Genomic DNA, 302 nt, shown 5'->3' with positions numbered 1-302 from the left:
GTTCTACGTGGACAACGCGCTGGTGGCCACCGACACCGCCGCGCCGTACACGGCCACGCTGGATTCCACCACGCTGAGCAACGGCACGCACAGCCTGGTGGCCAAGGCCTACGACGCGGCCGGCAACGTCGGCACCAGCAGCACGGTCAGCTTCAGCGTGTCCAACAGTACCGGTGTCGACACCACCCCGCCGACGGTGAGCGCGTCGGAGAGCGGCACTTCGGGCGCCATCACGCTGTCGGCCAGCGCCAGCGACAACGTGGGCGTGACCAAGGTGGAGTTCTACGTGGACAACGCGCTGG

1 protein-coding gene is annotated in these 302 nt (G+C 68.2%); it reads left to right on the top strand.

Going from position 1 to position 302, the window contains the following annotated elements:
- Positions 1-302: Ig-like domain-containing protein (locus RHOFW104R8_RS14790; RefSeq protein ID WP_235605152.1), on the top strand; the 302-nt coding region annotated here is incomplete at both ends.

The organism is Rhodanobacter sp. FW104-R8 (assembly GCF_001617365.1).
Taxonomy (GTDB): Bacteria; Pseudomonadota; Gammaproteobacteria; order Xanthomonadales; family Rhodanobacteraceae; genus Rhodanobacter.
Note: the sequence above shows the minus strand (reverse complement) of the source record. Positions and strands in the feature narration are given on the sequence as shown.